General features: G+C 42.1%; 16 protein-coding genes. 11 read left to right on the top strand and 5 right to left on the bottom strand.

Translation table 11 applies throughout. The features are described from left to right. Position 1 precedes the first annotated feature (1 nt). Positions 2–802, bottom strand: a complete 801-nt coding sequence (locus tag ABIB50_RS22795) for a mechanosensitive ion channel family protein (RefSeq protein WP_429383571.1) — start codon at positions 800–802, stop codon at positions 2–4. Between the two features lie 341 nt (positions 803–1,143). Here ABIB50_RS22795 and ABIB50_RS22790 point away from each other — a divergent pair, with 341 nt between their 5' ends. After that, entirely contained in the window at positions 1,144–2,046 is a 903-nt protein-coding gene (locus ABIB50_RS22790; protein ID WP_429383570.1) for a hypothetical protein, read from the top strand. 76 nt (positions 2,047–2,122) lie between these two features. On the opposite strand, the gene ABIB50_RS22785 is transcribed toward ABIB50_RS22790, so the two are convergent. The 3 genes from ABIB50_RS22785 to ABIB50_RS22775 all read right to left on the bottom strand — a co-directional run bounded on the left by ABIB50_RS22785 (position 2,123) and on the right by ABIB50_RS22775 (position 5,155). After that, positions 2,123–3,187, bottom strand: coding sequence for a branched-chain amino acid aminotransferase (locus ABIB50_RS22785; RefSeq protein WP_429383569.1), 1,065 nt, complete (start codon positions 3,185–3,187; stop codon positions 2,123–2,125). A gap of 169 nt (positions 3,188–3,356) precedes the next feature. Beyond that, positions 3,357–4,280: a hypothetical protein gene (locus ABIB50_RS22780; RefSeq protein WP_429383567.1), complete on the bottom strand. Its 924-nt coding sequence runs from the start codon at positions 4,278–4,280 to the stop codon at positions 3,357–3,359. Between the two features lie 17 nt (positions 4,281–4,297). After that, positions 4,298–5,155, bottom strand: a complete 858-nt coding sequence (locus ABIB50_RS22775) for a transglutaminase-like domain-containing protein (protein WP_429383566.1) — start codon at positions 5,153–5,155, stop codon at positions 4,298–4,300. Between the two features lie 42 nt (positions 5,156–5,197). On the opposite strand from ABIB50_RS22775, the gene ABIB50_RS22770 reads away from it, so the two are divergent. Further along, positions 5,198–5,983, top strand: coding sequence for an O-methyltransferase (locus ABIB50_RS22770; protein ID WP_429383565.1), 786 nt, complete (start codon positions 5,198–5,200; stop codon positions 5,981–5,983). Between the two features lie 79 nt (positions 5,984–6,062). Here the strand turns inward: ABIB50_RS22770 and ABIB50_RS22765 are convergent, their stop codons facing one another. Then, entirely contained in the window at positions 6,063–7,205 is a 1,143-nt protein-coding gene (locus tag ABIB50_RS22765) for a polymerase (protein WP_429383563.1), read from the bottom strand. 306 nt (positions 7,206–7,511) lie between these two features. Here ABIB50_RS22765 and ABIB50_RS22760 point away from each other — a divergent pair, with 306 nt between their 5' ends. The 9 genes from ABIB50_RS22760 (at position 7,512) to ABIB50_RS22720 (ending at position 20,056) form a co-directional block, all read left to right on the top strand. After that, positions 7,512–8,492: a deoxyhypusine synthase family protein gene (locus tag ABIB50_RS22760; RefSeq protein WP_429383562.1), complete on the top strand. Its 981-nt coding sequence runs from the start codon at positions 7,512–7,514 to the stop codon at positions 8,490–8,492. Positions 8,493–8,690: 198 nt separating this feature from the next. Beyond that, positions 8,691–9,962, top strand: a complete 1,272-nt coding sequence (locus ABIB50_RS22755) for a cytochrome c3 family protein (protein WP_429383561.1) — start codon at positions 8,691–8,693, stop codon at positions 9,960–9,962. A 42-nt stretch (positions 9,963–10,004) separates the two neighbouring features. Next, positions 10,005–13,052: a TAT-variant-translocated molybdopterin oxidoreductase gene (locus ABIB50_RS22750; protein WP_429383559.1), complete on the top strand. Its 3,048-nt coding sequence runs from the start codon at positions 10,005–10,007 to the stop codon at positions 13,050–13,052. Positions 13,053–13,071: 19 nt separating this feature from the next. Next, complete coding sequence (gene nrfD / locus ABIB50_RS22745; protein ID WP_429383558.1) at positions 13,072–14,544, top strand: NrfD/PsrC family molybdoenzyme membrane anchor subunit; 1,473 nt, start codon at positions 13,072–13,074, stop codon at positions 14,542–14,544. 3 nt (positions 14,545–14,547) lie between these two features. Continuing rightward, entirely contained in the window at positions 14,548–15,084 is a 537-nt protein-coding gene (locus tag ABIB50_RS22740) for a DUF3341 domain-containing protein (protein WP_429383556.1), read from the top strand. Continuing rightward, positions 15,068–15,652, top strand: a complete 585-nt coding sequence (locus ABIB50_RS22735; protein WP_429383555.1) for a c-type cytochrome — start codon at positions 15,068–15,070, stop codon at positions 15,650–15,652. The genes ABIB50_RS22740 and ABIB50_RS22735 overlap by 17 nt, the downstream gene beginning before the upstream one ends. A 12-nt stretch (positions 15,653–15,664) precedes the next feature. Then, positions 15,665–16,927: a quinol:cytochrome C oxidoreductase gene (locus ABIB50_RS22730; protein WP_429383554.1), complete on the top strand. Its 1,263-nt coding sequence runs from the start codon at positions 15,665–15,667 to the stop codon at positions 16,925–16,927. A gap of 48 nt (positions 16,928–16,975) precedes the next feature. Continuing rightward, positions 16,976–18,163, top strand: a complete 1,188-nt coding sequence (locus tag ABIB50_RS22725; protein WP_429383552.1) for a cytochrome c oxidase subunit II — start codon at positions 16,976–16,978, stop codon at positions 18,161–18,163. A 9-nt stretch (positions 18,164–18,172) separates the two neighbouring features. Next, a complete protein-coding gene (locus tag ABIB50_RS22720) occupies positions 18,173–20,056 on the top strand; it encodes a cytochrome c oxidase subunit I (RefSeq protein WP_429383551.1) in 1,884 nt (627 codons plus the stop codon). Positions 20,057–20,097: the final 41 nt, after the last annotated feature.

The following is a 20,097-nucleotide window of genomic DNA, read 5'->3' as shown; positions in this document are numbered from 1 at the left end:
ATCAGGTACCCAGCAGCCTAATGCCGCCGGCTTTAAGATCTTTGATGATCTTTTCCTGCAGGGCAATTTTAACATTTAAAAAATCGTTTGGCTGTACCCATACGTTTACGGTATAACGGATGTGCTCAATCTCAAACGATATAATGCCCACCCTTATTGCAGGAGTTTTTAAAACTCCCGGAACAGAATTCACGGCGTCAGTAATTATCTTTTTTGCCTGGTCAACATCTACATAATAACCCAGCTTAACTTCAAAGTCCAGGCGGCGCTTGCCCTCGCGGGTAACGTTAACTATCACCTCGTTAAACAATTTTCCGTTAGGGATGATAATGGTTTTATTATCGGGCGATAACAGCACCGTATAAAAAATTTGTATGGATATTACCTTACCCTCTTGCCCCTGCGCAAAAATGCTGTCGTTAAGCTCAAAGGGTTTTAATAACAAGATCAAAACCCCGCCTGCAAAGTTTTGGAATGTGCCGGATAAGGCTAAACCTACCGCTACTGTAAAACCACCTAAGATGGTAGCAAAAGCACTAAATGGTATGCCAACGATGGTCATTACCCAAATAATCAGTAATGAATATAAAGCGGTTATGGCAAGGCTAAGAAAGAAGGGTTGTAATGATGAGTGGACCTCTCTTTTGCTCATCCGGTTGCGGATGGTGGCACTCAAGAATGTTATGACTTTAAGACCTATTAAAAGTATGGCAACGCCAATTACTAATTTAAGTCCGTTTATGATCAGCCATTCGTAGGCTCTTAAATATAAATCGTGCAGGTAATTATCGTGTAACTTCATAATGAAGCACGAAGTTACAAATTTTTAGCGTCCGTAAATAGTTACAAACAACGCGGGTACTTTAAACAGTACCCAATCAACTAAAGTTGAGTGTATTTGTTTGGTGGTGGGTGTTAACTGTTTCATGTGTAGGTGTATTCAATTGTTGTGCCTTTATTTATTATTTCAAAATTATATTCAAAATTAGTCTTAATTGTTATCCTATTGTTACTAAATTAATCATTTGATTAACAAATGACCATCCGTTTACCGGGTTATGACAATGCAGGCTGTTTAGTAAAATAGTACGGCTGTACATAATAAAATACAAATGGTTTTAAAAAGATTTATAACTTCAAGTAATGTTTAAACTTTATCAGAAACTATTGCTTGCCTTACTAATGGCGATACCCTGTTATACTTCGGCACAGGTTATAAATACACCATCCGGCGATGGCTTATCTAAAGCCGAATATGCAGCAGTACTGGCATCAGAAGTTACTGCATTTTATTACAACAAAAGGTGGCAGAATGGTTTTGACGCTGCTCAAAAAGCTATTACTGTTGATTCCCTGAGCTATTCAAGAAATGTAAATTGGGATATGGCGGGTACCTGCCGCTTTATGGTGAAAGATTACCCGGGTGCTGTTAATGATCTGTCGCACTTTACTGTTTTGAAAAGCCAGGACCTGACCCGTATGCTTAACGCGGTTGAATATAAAGCCAAATCCCATATAGCATTAGGTCAGCTTGTTGAGGCAGCTCAAACTTACGAGCTTTGGGATGCTACTTATGGGCACAATACTACCGGCCCGCAAAATGCAGCGGTATTGTATAAGGGAGCAGGAAATAAAAGACGATTTGATCAATTAATTGCCATTGCACTAAGACGTTGTAAACATGAGCTTGACAGTATTAATGCGAAGTCTAAAAACCCCCAAGATGCTTTAAACTATGCAGAACTATTAATTATTGCCGGCAAGCCCGTACAATCTATCGAAGTACTTGAAAAAGATCCTGCGCATTATTCACGCACCCAATTAAGCATAAAAAAATATTTAATAGCAGTTGCCAACGATATAACCGGCCGAAAACCCTTCGCATTATTAAACAAAGAATTGAAAGACTGGATCTATAATAACACGCTGGTTAATATCTGGGACTTTACCATGTTTGACCGATGGATAACTTATTCAGGTTTAGCCAAATCAAAACAGCAGGAGTTAAGAGAATTTCAAGATATCATTGAGGATAAATATCAATAAAAAGCCTTGCAGATACTGCAAGACTTTTTATTGATATAGACGAGCGACAGGCCCAATCTTCAATAACTAATATTTGCTACACAAAATAATTCCACCCATGCACATCCGGGCCGTTGCCGTAACGAATAGCATCAAGCGTTTTTAATACTTTTTGTGAGAACTCTCTTTCCTTCGGATCGATAAGCGTATACTCTTCGCTATTAAGGCTGATAGAACCAACAGGTGCTATGGTAGCGGCAGTGCCGGCACCGAATGCGTCAGTTAGCTTGCCATTTTTGGCGCCTTCAATTATTTCAGCAACGGCTACATTGCGCTCCTCAACCAGGAACCCCGCGTCGTGAGCCAGGGTAATAACCGTATCGCGGGTTACGCCATCTAAAATGGTATCTTGAGTTAACGGGGTTATCAGCTTGCCATCTAACACAAACATAGCGTTAGCCGCACCCATTTCTTCAACGTATTTATGCTCTTTGGCGTCGGTCCATATTAGTTGGTCAAAACCTTCCTCGGTAGCTTTTTTAGCCGGATACATAGAACCGCCATAGTTACCTGATGATTTTGCAAAACCCATGCCACCCGCAGCCGAGCGTGTATAATAAGTTTCAATTTTAACTCTTAACGGTTTGGTAAAATAAGGGCCAACCGGGCAAAGTAAAACCATGTATTTATAAGTTTGCGATGGAGCCACGCCCAAATATTGGTCTGTAGCAAACATAAACGGCCTTATATATAATGAATGGCCGGGAGCAGCTGGCACCCAGTCGCGGTCAATATCTACTATAGCGGCAAGGCTTTGTAAAAATATATCCTCAGGGATTGTCGGCATACACAAACGCTCGGCCGATTTATTGAAACGCTGCGCGTTCTTATCCGGGCGAAAGATAGATACTTTACCATCAGCATGTTTGTAAGCCTTTATACCTTCAAAAAAAGACTGTCCGTAGTGTAAGGCAGAAATACCTGGGCTGACCGTAATTTCTCCGTAAGGAAGAATTTCGAAATTTTTCCATTCACCGTCGCTGTAATCAGCTACCAGCATGTGGTCAGAAAAAGTGCGTCCAAAAGCAAGTTTGCTAAAATCGGTTTCTGCTAAACGCGATTTTGTGGTTTTGGTGATCTTGATGTCCAGCGTATCTGTCATGGTATTATATATTAGTAATTCACGAAGTGCAATTTACCTAATTAACAGCGTGTTTAGCAAAGGAAATGTGAATTTTATTATGCATGCAGAATATTATTTGGTTGATAATTGATAGTCGATATGAAACCATAAATCTTGTTAATTTATCAGATTTATATTTTGAATTATCTTATTTCAGCTTATTTGTTTTTTTATCGATATCAGCTTTGCGTGCACTATCAGGGAACTTTTTAAGGTAAGATTTAGTAAGCGCATCTGCCTGTAGTTTATCATTTGCATAAACCGAACGCAGTATATACTGATATACAAGCTGCTCGGTAACAGCATCCGGAAGGTACTTGTTAGCACTTACCCATTTATCTGGTTTGGCACCGGTAGTTTTTTCTTTCCAGATCAAATAGCTGTTTATAAAAGTATAATATTGGGGCCCGGCAGGGAACGTATCCGTTTTAATATCGGCTTTATTAAATACCCCGGCTATCAGTTTATCAACGTTTGCCTGGTTTTCGCCACCTAATTCGGCAAGCTCATAAATGTTGTTATAGGCAGCATATTTCAGTTCGGCAGCTATCAGTTTTTTGTCTTTAGGGTTGATGCTGGCCTGGTTTACCAGCGCTATCTTTTTATCGCGCATAGCAAAATAGGGTTTGACGATCCGGGTATTCATTGTTGCCAGATCTGATTTGATATAGAACTGCTCGGTTTGCAGGAAGAACGGATATTCTTCCACATTAACAGTTTGAAGCAAGCTGTTTGCTGGCGATGCGGTACCAGATAAAACCTTTATGCTTTTATCTCCCTCATTCAACTCAACCTTTAGGCTCTTGCCCGGATCAAGTAACAACAGGTGAAAGTTTGTTTGAAAGATTAGATCGCCAAATTTAGCAGTGTTAACAGGCAGCGTAATGATAAACGTGCCGTTCTTAGCAATGGGGATATTTATAGCGTTCTGCTCATAGTAACCATAAACTTTAGGGATATTGATTTTTAGCGTTTCTTTACCTGAGTAATGGTTGATTTTGCCGCTCAGTTTAAACTGTGCGAAAGCACTTGCACTACACAGCAAATACAATAAAACAAAATACTTTTTCATGTTTGGTAAGGAGGATACTATCCTAAAATAGCCAACAGTTCGTTTAACTCATCAACCTTCTCGGCCGAGCCAAGATGCTCATACGAGCTGATCAGATTACGCAGCACTCGTTTGATGATATCTGTGTTTGAGCAGGGTTCATAAAACTGTTTATCGAAATTCAGGTTAAGCTGCTTCAGGAACATATCAACATCCCTGCGGCCAAAAATAAAACCCTTATTAAATGCATTGATGTAAAATAGGATGCCGCTTTCAAATTCGCTTTCCTTGCTTTCGTCAAGGTATGCCAGTATAAAATGCTGCGGCAGGTTTACGCCATGCACCGGGATATCCAGCTTTTGCGCTATGATAGAATAAATAATGGCCAATAATATCTGGTTGCCTTTTTTGGTTTCTATAACCTGGCTCAGGTAGCTGTTTTGCGGGTCCTGGTGATTGCTGGTGTTGCCACTGAAGCCGTACATGTGGTAAAATACATGGTTAATGAGTTTTACCTGTTCAACCGGGCTGGCTTCATTCATCATCTGGATCCATACATCGCGCTTAATGGCTTCAATATGGTTGATGATCTTTTGCTCATCAAGGTCAGGATATTGGTAACGGTTTATTATTAATATTCCCTGTAGCAGATCAAACGCGCCACCCTGAAACCAAAGTTTCAGATCGTTTTTTACAATGCCGAATTGGATCTCGTGAACCAAATTAGCTATGCGTTCTTGTTGGATAGCATCAAAAGCCTGTTCAAAAGCCGATTCAAGGTGCTCAACAGCCTGGGTACCGTACGACAACAATTTGTCGTGAACGTGGTTGTATATCTCCGGATCGGGATCGTCCAGCAGGCGTATTAATGAGTTTACTTCTGTTAGATTTATCATTATGTAACGCTAAAGTACAAACGTTTATATAATTTTACAACCATGTTCAATATAAGGTTCGCGCTCGACTACCTGCTTTATCGCCTAAAAGCCAAAACCAGGCACGGCTTACACTCGCCTTTTGTATATCGTTTGGTTGATAATGTAATTTACGATTTTCATGTCAAAAAAGTATATCCCGAGATTGAAAACATCCGCGAAGGCTTAATAAATGACGATAGGCTGATCACCATAACCGACCTTGGCGCCGGCTCGCACGTAAATAATGATCGCCGTAAACGGATAGAGGATATCGCCAAAAACGCCTTGAAACCACCCAAACTGGCCCAGCTGCTTTACCGCCTGGCGGCCGATCAACAACCTGAAAACATTATTGAGTTAGGGACGTGCCTGGGCACAACCAGCATCTACCTGCAAAAGGCCGCCCCCGCTGCCAAATTGTATACGCTGGAGGGTTGCCCCGAAACGGCCAATATCGCCAAAGAAAGCTTTGAAAAAGCCGGACTGAATAATATTGCACTGATAACAGGAAACTTCGATAACACCCTACCCGTTGTTATTGACGGGTTGGATAAGCTGGACTTTGTATTTGTAGACGGTAACCATCAAAAGGACGCCACGCTTAAATACTTTGAATGGTGCCTGCACAAAGTACATGACGATACCCTATTAATCTTCGACGATATATACTGGAGTGAAGGCATGAAAGAAGCCTGGTCCGAAATAAAAGCACATCCACAGGTAACTGTAACTGTCGACCTGTTTTGGATTGGGCTGGTGTATTTTAGAAAAGGACAGGTTAAGGAGGATTTTGTTATAAAGATTTGATATTAGGTTGTACGTATTACGTGGTACGTTTTACGTAAGCGATCAAAACGTATAACGTACCGCGTAATACGTACAACGTTTAAAAAGCTTGCCCCAACCCAATATACAATCCACTTGCGCGTTGCTCACCGGCTGGTTTTTGGCCTATGCCATAGTCGACCCTAACGCTCAATCCTTTTTCTATATCAAAGAAATAACGCAGGCCGCCGCCCAGATTAGGTTTTAAGTCGGGTAGGGTAAAGGATGAATGAAATACTTCGCCTGCACCAACAAAACCTACTACGCCAAAGCGTTCGCTAAGGCGGTAACGTAATTCGGCCTGTGCGGCAATCAGGTTGCGGTCGCGGTACCGGCCCTCGTAGTAGCCGCGCATAATTTCGTCGTTGCCCATTTGCGGTAACAGGTAAAACGGCGACCGTGCGCCGGTAAGCGATTGTTCCTGCGCGTTAAGCCCCAATACCAGCTTTTTGCTTACCGGTATAAATTGAGAATATTCTATATTAAAAGAGCCACCGTTATAGCCGTTATTTCCAAAAACGCCGTGCATGATATTATAATAGGCGTTTATCATTATGCCTTTGGTGGTGTAGGTGTTGTTGTTCCGGCTATCGTAGATTAGGCTTGGGCCAATGTAAACAAATGTGCCGCCGGCGCGGTCCTCAACCTGGGGGCTGGTATTAAAAATGCCGGCAGGGTTGGCGCTGGTGAAATCATATTTATAACCACCGGCCACAACGCCTACATACAGGTTTTTAGCAACCAGTTTCTCTCCTTCAAGTAAAAGCCGGTATCTTTTTTGCCCGAGTGGGTCGGCGCTGGCTTTGCGGGTATCATTACCTATGCCATAAAAATCAATTGGGAAATCTATCCGCCCAATACCTGCAAATAAGTGATACTTGTTTTGCGGCGACCAATAGGTTGTACTAATATTTATCCGGTTTTGGCCTTTGGTGGTTATAGTAGCATATGCAAATATGTTTGACACACGCGTGCCCTGTTGTAGTGTGTCTGAATAATAGGAATATAAACTTGCGCCGCCAACTTCCACACCGGTTTCGGGTGCCGATGACAGCACCGGCAGAATTATAAAGCTGCTGCGTTTGGTGGTATCTTTTTCAAAATACATCTTCCGGATAAACTTGGGGATGATACTTTGACCAAAAGTCGGTTTGAAACTTTCAGATAAGCCTATTGCAACAAGTAGTGCTAAAAGTTTCTTCATTGTGATAATGTCCCCAAGGTAAAGATTTATGACCGAAGTTGCAGATTAAATTTAGGTTAATTGACTTCCATGCTTAATGAAACCGGCACCCGGATATTTGTAGATAGAAATCAGCTTTAGGTGTATCAGGTGTGTCAGGTGTATCAGATGTAGCAGCTGTGTCTGACACACTATATGGTACGCGATCGGCTTAAATCCATCCCGACAGGGAAGTTCCAGAAAAACATTTGTGTTCCATTTTAAAATTTAAAACCCCTTTTTCAGCAAAATCCCTACTTTTGCGCCATATTTATTAAAGCATAAATTATGAGCACTACTAAAGGACCCGTATCGCAGTTTATTGAAAAAAATTACCTGCATTTTAATGCTGCCGCGCTAATGGATGCAGCTAAAGGCTATGAAACCCATTTGCTTGAAGGCGGTAAAATGATGGTAACACTGGCAGGCGCCATGAGCACCGCCGAACTGGGTATCTCGCTGGCCGAAATGATCCGCCAGGGTAAAATTGATATCATATCGTGCACAGGAGCTAACCTGGAAGAAGATATTATGAACCTTGTAGCGCACTCGCACTACAAACGTGTACCCAACTACCGCGATCTGAGTCCGCAGGATGAGTGGGACCTTTTAGAAAATCATTATAACCGTGTAACCGATACCTGTATCCCCGAGGAAGAAGCCTTCCGCCGTTTACAAAAACACATTCATAAAATCTGGAAAGATGCGGATGATAGCGGTGAACGTTATTTCCCGCATGAATACATGTACAAAATGCTGTTAAGCGGCGATTTGGAGCAATACTACGAGATTGATCCAAAAAACTCATGGATGCTTGCGGCTGCTGAAAGGAACCTGCCAATTGTAGTACCAGGTTGGGAAGACTCGACCATGGGTAACATCTTTGCATCGTATGTAATAAAGGGCCAGATAAAAGCTACCACCATGAAAAGTGGTATTGAATACATGGCCTGGCTGGCAGATTGGTACCCAAAAAACTCGGGTGGTAAAGGCGTGGGCTTTTTCCAGATAGGCGGTGGTATTGCCGGCGATTTCCCGATATGTGTTGTGCCGATGCTTTACCAGGATATGGAAATGCAGGATATCCCGTTCTGGAGCTATTTCTGCCAGATCTCTGATTCGACAACATCATACGGTTCGTACTCGGGGGCAGTGCCAAACGAAAAGATAACCTGGGGGAAACTGGATGTAAATACGCCAAAGTTTATTGTTGAAAGCGATGCGACCATTGTTGTACCGCTGATATTTGCCTGGCTTTTAGGGCAATAACTTTAGTGTTTAAAATCACTAAAAAAAGTGCTCTTAAGCATTATTTAGAATAATTATAAATTAGTTATAACTGTCATTTATTTGTCAGCGATTATTTAATAAATTATACTTTTGTGGCTGAAAATTCCGAGAAAAGCCCAGGCCAAACTCAGTTTCACAATTACTATACAAATAACTATTTAGCATCAATACAACTTTATGAGAAGCATCTCATTAATTTTTAAACAATTCTCAAGGTCAGTTTTACTGCTTGCCTGTTTTACTGTTTGGGGAATTTCTGCTAAGGCGCAAGGCGACGCTGCAAAAGGCGAGGCCCTATTTAAATCCAATTGTGCCGCGTGTCACAAAATCGAAGGTAGGTTAACCGGTCCGGGTTTAGGCCCGATCGTATCATCGGAACCTAACGATAAGTGGTTAATCACTTGGGTGCACAATAGCCAGGCTCTTGTAGCAGCTAAGGACCCGAAAGCGGTTGCCATCTTTAACGAGTATGGTGGTACCATAATGCCGGCATTTGCAAGTCTTTCAGACGGTGACGTATCTGACATCTTAGCCTATGTGCGTGCAGATTACAAAAAACTTGAAGAAGCAAAGAAAACAGCAGGCCCTGCAGCAGGTGCAGCCGCTGCCGAAAGCGGCCCAAGCAGCTTTGTAGTTTACTCTTTAATAGCTGTAATTATAGTTGCTCTGATAGCTATTTTGGTATTAAGCCGCGTTATAGGCACGCTTGAAAAATTGTTAACCAGTAAAAGATTATTACCTGTTGAGCCGGTAACCGCTGAAGAAGCTGTTGCTATTGACAAGTATGCTTTATTAAAGAAAATATTAAAAAATAAAAAACTAGTATTCTTTATAATTTTCTGCGGATTTATAGCAACATTCTGCTGGACATGGGTATTGTTGTGGAACACCAACGTACATACAGGTTATCAACCGGTACAGCCAATCAAATATTCGCATGAGCTGCATGCCGGTATCATGAAAATTGAGTGCCAGTACTGTCACTCGGGCGCGTTCAAATCAAAAAACGCATCCATACCGTCGTTAAACGTTTGTATGAACTGCCACAAAACGGTTAAAACCGAGTCGCCTGAGATCCACAAAATTTATGATGCTTTGGGTTACGATCCGGAGACCCAGAAATACGACAGCTTAAAGGCAACACCTATCCAATGGATCCGTATCCACAACCTGCCAGACTTTGCTTACTTTAATCACTCGCAACACGTTAAGGTTGGTGGTATTAAATGCCAAACCTGTCACGGCCCGGTTCAAACCATGAAAGAGGTTTATCAATACTCGCCATTAACAATGAAATGGTGTATACAGTGTCACAAACGCACAGATATTAACACTAAAGGCAACGCTTACTACGAAAATATGATAGCAGTTCACGACCTGATTAAAAAAGGCGTGAAAGTTACACCATCGCAATTGGGTGGTATTGAGTGCGGCAAATGCCATTACTAATTAACAACAGAACTTAGCATAACAGTTTATACTATAGCTTAAATGGATAGCAATAAAAAATACTGGAAAGGTTTAGAAGAGCTAAACAAGACGCCAGAATTTGTTGAGAAAAATAAACACGAATTCGCGGAACCGATTCCTATCGAAGATGTTTTGAGCGGAAACGGTTTATTAGGCAAAACACCTCGTCGCGACTTTTTAAAGGCGGTAGGTTTTGGTGTGGGCGCGGTTACTTTGGCAGCTTGCCAAAAAGTACCGGTACATAAATCTATACCTTACTTAATTAAACCTGAGGAAATTACCCCGGGTGTAGCCAACTACTATTCGTCAACCTACGAGGGCCATGCTATTTTAGTTAAAACCCGTGAGGGCCGCCCTATTAAAGTTGAAGGTAACCCTAATGATGTTTTAGCAAAAGGCGGTTTAAGTGCAACAGCACAATCATCGGTATTAGACCTTTATGATGTTAGCCGTGTTAAAGCACCATTGGTAAACGGTAGTGAAAAAGAGTGGAGCGACCTTGATGATTACGTTAAATTAGAGCTTGCAAAATTATCAGACGCCGGTACTAAAATTACTATCCTGTCATCAACTATCAGCAGCCCATCAACCTTAGCTGTAATTGCTGATTTTATAACTGCATACCCTGCCGCCAAGCACGTAATGTACGACGCGGTATCTTATACAGGTATTATACAAGCTAACCAAAACAGTTTTGGTAAAGCAGTATTACCTCACTACAATTTTGATAAAGCTGATGTTATTGTAAGTTTCGGTGCCGATTTCTTAAGCACCTGGATCTCTGGCGAAGAGTTTACCCGCCAGTACGTATCAAACCGTAACAACAAATCGCTGCAAAGCAAAAAAATGTCACGTCATATCCAGTTTGAAACCGGTATGAGCCTGACGGGTACCAACGCTGATGTGCGCGTACCGCTAAAACCATCAGAAGAAGGCGCTGCTTTAATTAACTTATACAATGCCATTACCGGTACAACTTTACCGGGCAGCAAAGCATTAGAAGATAAAGCTGCTAACAACGCTATTACCATTGCTGCTAAAGAATTAGCTGCCGCGAAAGGTAAAGCATTAGTTGTAGCCGGATCAAACGACGTTGCTATACAAACATTGGTTAACGCCATTAACGCTGCATTAGGAAGCTACGGTACTACTATTGATCTGAATAACAATTCAAACCAATACAAAGGTAACGACGCTGAGCTGGCTGACTTTATAACACAAGCTAAGGCAGGTGCCATTGGTGCAGTATTGTTTCTTGACGCTAACCCTGTTTATGATTACTATAACAATAAAGATATAACAGCCGCGCTTGCTAAAGTACCGCTGAAAATATCTTTTGCTGCAAGCCTTGACGAAACTGCTGCGCTTTGCACAGTTGTTGCGCCTAACCATCACTACTTAGAATCATGGGGTGATGATAGTGCAATTGCAGGTTACTATACCATATTACAGCCAACCATTAACCCGGTTTACAATACCCGCCAGGCCGAAGAGAGCTTATTAAGATGGAGCAACAACGCGGTTACCAGCTACTATACCTATGTTAAAAATAACTGGGATAAAGGTATGTTGGCAGCAGGTGGTTTATCAGGCCAAAAAGGTTGGGAAACTTTATTGCAAACAGGTTTTGTTAAAGCTGCTGATAAACCGGCCGGTGCTTATGCATTTGCCCACGACTTAAACGGCGTTGCACAAACCATCTTATCGCAAGGTGCTAAATTGGTAGTAAGCGGTGATAAAGCTTACGAGTTACATTTATACCAAAGCGCTGCCATCCGTGATGGTAAGCATGCAAATAACCCGTGGTTACAAGAGTTGCCAGATCCGGTATCAAAGGTTACCTGGGATAACTTCGCAGCCATGTCTATCAACGACCTTAAAGCATTAGGCTTACAGGAAGGCGATGTGATAACTATTGATGTTAACGGTACTTCAATTGCTTTACCTGTGTTATTACAACCGGGCCAGGCAATAGGTACCATATCAGTAGCTGTGGGTTATGGCCGTGCAAAAGGCGGTGCTGTAATTGAGTCGGGCATTGGCAAAAACGCTTTCCCGCTGTTAAGCTTACGTAACGGTACTTTACAAAACACCACTACTACAAAAATATCCGCCACCGGCGATCAAATTATATTAGCGCAAACGCAAACGCACCACTCTTACGAAGGCCGTAGTGTTATCCGCGAAGCTAAATTCTCTGAATATAAGAAAAATCCATTTAAAGGAAGTGGTAAGGAGGGCGAACACAAAGTTTACGAAAGCTTGTGGGAAAACTATGATACCCCTACCTACAATTGGGTAATGGCTATCGACTTAAATGCTTGTACCGGTTGCGGTGCTTGTGTGGTTGCTTGTAACGCTGAAAATAACATCCCGGTTGTTGGCCGTGACGAGGTTAGAAAACGTCGCGAAATGCACTGGATCCGTATTGACCGTTACTACAGCTTTAACGAAAAAGGTGAAAGCGTTACCGAAGAGCACGAGATTGATAAATTAAGTGACCTGAACAATGTATCGGTTGTACACCAGCCAATGCTTTGCCAGCACTGCGATCACGCTCCGTGCGAAACCGTATGCCCGGTATTAGCTACCGTTCACTCGTCAGAAGGGTTGAACCATATGGCTTATAACCGTTGCGTAGGTACACGTTATTGCGCTAACAACTGTCCGTTTAAAGTGCGTCGTTTCAACTGGTTCAATTACTGGAACGACTCTCGTTTTGAAAACTATCTGGCAGAACAACATACACAATTGGTATTGAACCCTGATGTAACTACACGTTTCCGTGGTGTTATGGAAAAATGCTCAATGTGTGTGCAACGTATCCAGGCCGGTAAGCTTAAAGCTAAAATGGAAAAACGCCCTGTTAAAGATGGCGACATCCAGGTAGCCTGCGCGCAAACCTGCTCTGCAAACGCAATTGTTTTTGGTAACGGAAATGATCCTAACTCTGAAGTATCAAAAGCTTTAAGAAGCGAACGTACTTACTACGTGTTAGAAGAGTTAAACGTACAGCCGGGTATTGGTTACCAGGTTAAAGTTAGAAACACAACTGAATTAGAAGCTTAATTTTTACAATAGCTATAATATGGCATCTCATAAAGAATCAATAATAAGGGAACCACTGGTTACGGGTGAAAATATCACCTATGCTAAAGTAACAGATGATGTTTTGTTCGCTGTTGAAAATAAACCAAACAGAGCATGGTGGATAGGCTTTACTGTTGCATCATTAGGCGCTTTGCTTTGGGTGTTTGCAGTAAGCTGGACATTTTGGTACGGTATAGGCTCGTGGGGTTTAAATAAAACAGTAGGCTGGGCTTGGGATATTACCGGTTTCGTATGGTGGGTAGGTATTGGTCACGCCGGTACGCTGATCTCGGCAGTATTATTACTGTTCCGCCAAAAATGGCGTAACTCCATTAACCGCTCTGCCGAGGCGATGACCATCTTCGCGGTAATTTGCGCGGCCACTTACGTCGTATCACACATGGGCCGCCCATGGATGGCTTTATATTGTTTACCGTTACCTAACCAATACGGATCGCTTTGGGTTAACTTTAACTCACCGCTGATATGGGACGTATTTGCGATCTCGACTTATTTCTCGGTATCATTAGTATTCTGGTACACAGGATTATTGCCTGATATCGCAACAATCCGCGACCGTGGTACAGGCTGGTACCGCCGCATCTATTCTATACTTTCTTTCGGATGGACAGGATCAGTTAAAACCTGGCAGCGTTTTGAAACCGTGTCATTAATTTTGGCAGGGATCTCTACTCCCCTGGTACTATCAGTACACACCATTGTATCAATGGACTTTGCAACATCGTTAGAGCCGGGATGGCACACTACCATCTTCCCTCCATATTTCGTTGCGGGTGCTATCTTCTCTGGTTTCGCTATGGTGCAGACGCTGTTATTGGTAACACGTAAAGTATTAGGCCTGGAGAATTATATCACCATGTTCCACATCGAATCAATGAACAAGATCATCCTTGTAACAGGTTCGGTAGTAGGTGTGGCTTACATCACCGAGTTTTTTATCGCTTACTACTCTGGTGGTGAATATGAGCAATACACTTTCTTAAACAGGTTCATCGGCCCGTACTGGTGGGCAGCATGTATGATGTACGGCTGTAACGTGTTAATGACCCAGGTAATGTGGTTTAAACGCGTACGTACCAATATCGCCATGTCATGGGTGTTATCTATCATTGTAAACATCGGTATGTGGTTTGAGCGTTTTGTAATTATCGTAACCTCATTACACCGCGACTTTATACCATCAAGCTGGGCTATGTTTTACCCAACCTGGATTGACGTATCGGTATTCATCGGATCAATAGGCGTATTCTTTACTTTGTTCCTGTTGTTTATCCGCGTATTGCCTTCAATAGCAATGGCCGAGGTTAAATTATTACTGAAAGAGCAAAGCGAGCAAGCTAAACTGAAACAAATTAAGGAAGGACATCTTGATCCGGCCCAGGTTGAATTCTACAAAAACTCATTGAAGAAATTTGATAGTGTTGATGTATCAGTATATGAAAACGTATAGACTATGAGCAGCACCAAATATATATTAGGCCTTTTTGACGATCCGGATGAAATGATGCACGGGATCGACAAACTACAGAAAAATAGCGTTCCTATTTATGATGTATATACGCCAATGCCAATACACGGTATTGAGGCAAAATTAGGTATTAAAGATTCACGCTTAGGTTACGCGGCATTTATGTTTGGCTGTTTAGGCGGCACAACCATATTAAGTATGGTGTACTATTTCCTGGCGCATGACTGGCCAATGAACATAGGTGGCAAACCACACTTTGCACTTCCGGATTTTATCCCGGTTACGTTTGAGTGGTCTGTACTGTTTGCATCCTTTGGTATGACCTTTACGTTTTTTTACGCTACGCACCTTTTCCCGGGCCGTGCCCCAAGGGTAATGGACCTGCGTGCCACTAACGACCGTTTTGTTATAGCTATTGACGCTAAAGGAAACATCCCGCACGAAGACATTACAAACTTGCTGAAAGAAGCAGGAGCAGTTGAAGTTAAGCATAACGACAGAAAATATGTTAGCTATGAATAAGTATAAAGTATTGGGTATTGCGGTTATTACCGTTGCTGCATCGATAGTTACAACATCGTGCAATGATAAGAGAAGTACCGGATGGGAATATGCCCCCAATATGTATGAAAAGATCGCCTTTGATCCGGATCAAAAGAATCCGAATTTCAAGGACGGCAAAACAGCACAATTACCGCCGGCTGGTACAACCCCGGTTGGTTTTACAAGGTTTGATTATCCAAAAACTACCGAAGGGTATGAACTGGCAAGTGTTGAGGTTAAAAACGCTTTAGCCTTGACATCAAAGAATATTGAAGACGGTAAAGCGTTATACAGCGCGTTTTGCTCACCATGCCATGGTGCAACCGGGCAGGGTGATGGTACGGTAACCACACACGGTTTCCCGCCGCCGCCTTCGTACTCAAAAGGACAATCATCACGCGGTGGTGCAATGAAAGATTTAACCGATGGTAAAATATACCACACTATTACTTACGGCTTAAACGCTATGGGATCTTACGCATCGCAGCTAAGCCCCGAAGAGCGTTGGAAAGTAGTAATGTATGTTCACCATTTACAAACTTTATAAGAATTGAATTTAATGGAAACTCATAATAGTTTTAACGAACAATTTGAATTTAGCGGTAAGGCAAAAACCTGGAGCCTGGTAGCTATTGTTGTAGGTATCGTGGCCATCGCATTCGGATTTTTAACAAACCATGCCGAACGCACATTTGCAAACTTATTGCTGATGGGTTATTACTTTACCTGCGTATGTATTGCGGGCGTATTCTTTTGCGCGTTGCAGTATGCTGCACAAGCTGGGTGGTCGGCCTCTATATTGCGTATACCACAGGCACTTGCAAAGATCTTGCCTTATGCATCAGTTATATTATTACTGGTAATATTTTGCGGCCTGCACTTCACTCAAAAAGTGGTAACAGAAGAAGGCGGCCATACCATAACAGGTACTATGCTATATAAGGAGTGGGCTCCAAAAGAGATCACTACAAAAGGTAATGAGGCATACAACGCCATTATCGATGGTAAATCAGGTTATTTAAATCAACCTTTCTTTCTTATAAGATTAGTTGGCTACCTGTTTTTTTACAGCTTGCTTGGCTTGATGTTAGTAAAATACTCACAAAATGAGGACGAGTTAGGCGGTATGTTTAATTACAAAAAAAGCTTTAATGTATCCGCAGCGTTTCTGGTGATATTTGGTTTTACAGTTCCTTTGTTCGCGTTTGATGCCATCATGTCATTAGATGCACACTGGTTCTCCACCATGTTTGGCTGGTACAACTTTGCTGCCCTTTGGGTAAGCGGTTTATCGGTAATCACCTTAGTAATTATCACATTGCGTAAACAAGGTTACTTAAGCTGGATAACTGTCGATCATTTACACAACCTTGGACAGTTAATGTTTGGCTTCTCTATCTTCTGGACTTACTTATGGTTCGCACAGTTCCTATTGATCTATTATGCCAACATTCCTGAGGAAGCAGCTTACTTCTACAAAAGATGGGAGCCTGAGTTCCAGCCGTGGTTCTGGTTAAATATCGTAATCAACTTCTTAGCGCCGTTCCTGGTATTAATGGCACGCGATTCAAAACGTCACGTATCTGTACTAAAAGCTGCCTGTATCATTTTGATACTGGGTCACTGGTTAGATTACTACATCATGATAATGCCTGCTACGGTAGGCCCTCACGGGCGTGGTTTTGGTGTGGAAGAGATAGGAATATTTATCGGCTTCGCCGGATTATTTGTATTCCTGTTATTCAACGCGTTAAGCAAGTTCAAATCGCTGGTGCCTAAAAATCACCCGTTCCTGCAGGAGAGTTTACATCATCACATATAATAATTGTTAAATTTGCAACACAATACAGAATACCAAACCACCAATACAATGGCATTCAAACAAATAATAAATTCTAAAAAGTTACTTGCGCTTTTAGCGGTGTTTATGCTTAGCGGCACAAACATACTGATGGCACAAGCTACAACAGCTACTGCCGATGCAGCTAAACCGGGCGTTGACTGGTTGGGCGTAAGTTATTATATACTGCTTTTTGTTTTACTGGCTATATCAGTGGCTGTTATAGGTAAAATATTAAAGGTATATGATCTTAGCCAGCAGATACAGGGTAAAAAAGGTATCCAATGGAATAACATTATGGCTATAATATGCCTGGTATTCCTGGTATTTGGTATGGCCGGTGCTTATTGGGACATCACCGTACAAGGCAGCATGAGCTTGCCAGAAGCTGCTTCAAAGCACGGTGTTAAAATTGATGCTATGTTTTTAACAACTACAATAATTACCTTATTTGTATTTGTTATTACGCAGATATTACTGTTTACCTTCTTGTTTCAATACAGGCACTCAGACAAACGCAGAGCTTACTTTTTACCTCACAACAATACCATTGAAAAGGTTTGGACCATCATCCCGGCCATTGTTTTAACTGTACTGGTAATCTTCGGTTTCTTTACCTGGCAGGAAGTTGAAAACAGCACTGATGCTAAAGGCGGCCCTGCTTCAATCAATATTGATATTACCGGCCACCAGTTTGCCTGGGAGATCCGTTACGCCGGACCAGATGGTGTATTGGGCAAAAAAGATTTCAGGTTAACAGTTGGCGCCAATAAACTGGGTGTAGACTTTAAAGACAAAAATAGTATGGATGATTTAACCGCTGATACCCTGGTAATGCCGGTTAACAAAACCATCCGCTTAAATATATTTGCACAGGACGTAATACATAGCGTTTATATGCCACACTTCAGGGTGCAGCAAAACGCGGTACCAGGATTGCCAACCTTTTTTAAATTTACCCCCACTATTACTACTGCCGAAATGCGTAGAAAAGTGGAGAACCCAAAATTTGAGTACCTGCTGTATTGCAACAAAATTTGCGGAAGCAGCCACTACAACATGCAAAAAGTTGTACGTGTTGTTACCGAAGGCGAGTACAACCAATGGTTAGCCAGACAAAAACCTTACTTAACCCCGGCGTTACGTACAGAGTTAAAACTGGCAGCGGCAGATCAGAATAAAAGTATTACAAACAATAGGTTAGCGTTAAACAATTAATTAGCGATTATGTCAACATTATCAGTTCACGATCACGGAGTAGCACATCACGAAGACGGTCACGAGCATCATCACGATACATTCCTTACTAAATACGTATTTAGCCAGGATCACAAAATGATTGCCAAGCAATTCCTTATAACAGGTATTACTATGGCGGTTATTGCTATGCTTTTATCTATCTTATTCAGGATCCAGTTAGCTTATCCTGATAAAGCATTCCCTTTATTAGAAACATTATTAGGCCGTTTTGCTCCCGAAGGTCGTTTGGACCCTGAGTTCTACCTGTCGTTGGTTACTATACACGGTACCATCATGGTATTCTTTGTATTAACTGCAGGCCTAAGCGGTACTTTCAGTAACTTATTAATACCATTGCAGGTAGGTGCGCGCGATATGGCGTCGCCGTTCATCAACATGTTATCTTACTGGTTCTTCTTAACCGCGTGCGTTATCATGTTGTCATCATTCTTCATACAAAAAGGCCCTGCAGGACCGGGATGGACAATCTATCCGCCGCTATCTGCCTTGCCTACCGCTATGAAAGGATCAGGCACGGGTATGACCTTATGGTTAATTAGTATGGTTTGCTTCGTAGCATCATCATTAATGGGGGGTATTAACTACGTAAGTACGGTATTAAACATGCGTACCAGTGGTATGGATCTTTGGAAAATGCCTTTAACTATCTGGGCTTTTTTCTTAACAGCTATCCTGGGTGTGTTATCATTCCCTGTACTGGTTGCAGGTGTTGTATTGTTGATATTCGACCGTAGTTTTGGTACAAGCTTTTACCTATCAGACATTGTTGTAAACGGACAGGTTATGCCTTTTGAAGGTGGTAGCCCAATCCTGTTCCAACACTTGTTCTGGTTTCTGGGTCACCCGGAAGTATATATCGTAATCATGCCGGCGATGGGTATCTCGTCTGAGGTTATGTCTGTAAACTCACGTAAACCAATCTTTGGTTACCACGCGATGGTTTACTCGCTAATCGGCATTACTGTATTATCGTTTATTGTATGGGGTCACCACATGTTTATTACGGGTATGAACCCGTTCCTGGGCGGTGTGTTCATGATCACTACGTTAATTATCGCGGTACCATCTGCCGTAAAAACATTTAACTGGCTGGCTACATTATGGCGCGGTAACATCAGGTTCACGCCTGCTATGTTGTTCGCTATAGGTATGGTGTCATTCTTTATCTCTGGTGGTATCACAGGTATCTTCTTAGGTAACGCCGCGTTAGACATCAACCTGCACGATACTTATTTTGTTGTTGCCCACTTCCACCTGGTAATGGGTTCGGCAGCTATATTTGGTATGCTTGCGGGTGTTTATCACTGGTTCCCTAAAATGTTTGGCCGTATGATGGACGAAAAATTAGGTTACCTGCACTTCTGGCTAACATTTATCGGCGCGTACCTGGTATTCTTCCCGATGCACTTTATGGGCCTTGATGGTGTACCACGCCGTTACTATGCCTTTACAGAGTTTGCTTCGATGGAGCGCTGGTTATCAGTAAATATGTTTATTACCTGGGCGGCTATTATGTCGGCTTGTGCGCAGGTTGCATTCTTATATAACTTTATCCACTCAATTTTCTGGGGTAAAGAGGCAACACAAAACCCTTGGCAAGCAAATACTTTGGAATGGACAACCCCGGTTGAACGTATCCACGGAAACTGGCCCGGCGAAATACCAAGTGTATACCGTTGGCCATATGATTATAGCAAGCCGGGAGCAGAAGAGGATTTTATATCACAAATTACCCCGCTTTCACAAACCATGAGCTCAAACTTACCGCACGATTTTGAAGATAATCCTGCAGGTTTAGAGGCCCATGCAAAATGGACAAGCGAACAAAAAGCAAGCGAAGAAGTAAAATAATATCAATTTACCGATCTGATCTTTTAGGGTATCTGTACCTG

Source organism: Mucilaginibacter sp. UYCu711 (genome assembly GCF_050433825.1).
GTDB lineage: Bacteria > Bacteroidota > Bacteroidia > Sphingobacteriales > Sphingobacteriaceae > Mucilaginibacter.
This window is presented reverse-complemented; position numbering and strand designations above follow the sequence as displayed.

Excerpts from the sequence above, each read along its gene's own strand:
- ABIB50_RS22795 (WP_429383571.1), bottom strand. The coding sequence starts at position 802 with ATGAAGTTACACGATAATTACCTGCACGATTTATATTTAAGAGCCTAC.
- ABIB50_RS22790 (WP_429383570.1), top strand. The coding sequence starts at position 1,144 with ATGTTTAAACTTTATCAGAAACTATTGCTTGCCTTACTAATGGCGATA.
- ABIB50_RS22785 (WP_429383569.1), bottom strand. The coding sequence starts at position 3,187 with ATGACAGATACGCTGGACATCAAGATCACCAAAACCACAAAATCGCGT.
- ABIB50_RS22780 (WP_429383567.1), bottom strand. The coding sequence starts at position 4,280 with ATGAAAAAGTATTTTGTTTTATTGTATTTGCTGTGTAGTGCAAGTGCT.
- ABIB50_RS22775 (WP_429383566.1), bottom strand. The coding sequence starts at position 5,155 with ATGATAAATCTAACAGAAGTAAACTCATTAATACGCCTGCTGGACGAT.
- ABIB50_RS22770 (WP_429383565.1), top strand. The coding sequence starts at position 5,198 with ATGTTCAATATAAGGTTCGCGCTCGACTACCTGCTTTATCGCCTAAAA.
- ABIB50_RS22765 (WP_429383563.1), bottom strand. The coding sequence starts at position 7,205 with ATGAAGAAACTTTTAGCACTACTTGTTGCAATAGGCTTATCTGAAAGT.
- ABIB50_RS22760 (WP_429383562.1), top strand. The coding sequence starts at position 7,512 with ATGAGCACTACTAAAGGACCCGTATCGCAGTTTATTGAAAAAAATTAC.
- ABIB50_RS22755 (WP_429383561.1), top strand. The coding sequence starts at position 8,691 with ATGAGAAGCATCTCATTAATTTTTAAACAATTCTCAAGGTCAGTTTTA.
- ABIB50_RS22750 (WP_429383559.1), top strand. The coding sequence starts at position 10,005 with ATGGATAGCAATAAAAAATACTGGAAAGGTTTAGAAGAGCTAAACAAG.
- nrfD (WP_429383558.1), top strand. The coding sequence starts at position 13,072 with ATGGCATCTCATAAAGAATCAATAATAAGGGAACCACTGGTTACGGGT.
- ABIB50_RS22740 (WP_429383556.1), top strand. The coding sequence starts at position 14,548 with ATGAGCAGCACCAAATATATATTAGGCCTTTTTGACGATCCGGATGAA.
- ABIB50_RS22735 (WP_429383555.1), top strand. The coding sequence starts at position 15,068 with ATGTTAGCTATGAATAAGTATAAAGTATTGGGTATTGCGGTTATTACC.
- ABIB50_RS22730 (WP_429383554.1), top strand. The coding sequence starts at position 15,665 with ATGGAAACTCATAATAGTTTTAACGAACAATTTGAATTTAGCGGTAAG.
- ABIB50_RS22725 (WP_429383552.1), top strand. The coding sequence starts at position 16,976 with ATGGCATTCAAACAAATAATAAATTCTAAAAAGTTACTTGCGCTTTTA.
- ABIB50_RS22720 (WP_429383551.1), top strand. The coding sequence starts at position 18,173 with ATGTCAACATTATCAGTTCACGATCACGGAGTAGCACATCACGAAGAC.